Genomic DNA, 288 nt, shown 5'->3' with positions numbered 1-288 from the left:
ATTCGAACCAGGGAATGACGGCATCAAAAGCCGTTGCCTTACCGCTTGGCGATAGACCTACAGGTTTACTTTTTCAAGTAACCGTTGCTTGTTGGGTAGTAACAAGACTTTTAAACCAGAGAGAATGGTGCGGAAGGAGAGACTTGAACTCTCACACCTTGCGGCGCTAGAACCTAAATCTAGTGCGTCTACCAATTCCGCCACTTCCGCATATTGTCAGTTATAAATAACTGTTGTCTCTGATTGTATTTTTCAAATTAAGTATAGGTAAATACTTAGTTGAAGAAT

General features: G+C 41.3%; 1 tRNA gene. It reads right to left on the bottom strand.

From position 1 onward, the window contains the following. Positions 1-125 precede the first annotated feature (125 nt). A tRNA-Leu gene (locus VXS03_RS20180) sits at positions 126-210 on the bottom strand. Positions 211-288 lie beyond the last annotated feature (78 nt).

The sequence above is a fragment of the Photobacterium sp. S4TG1 genome, from assembly GCF_036040035.1.
Lineage (GTDB): Bacteria > Pseudomonadota > Gammaproteobacteria > Enterobacterales > Vibrionaceae > Photobacterium.
This window is presented reverse-complemented; position numbering and strand designations above follow the sequence as displayed.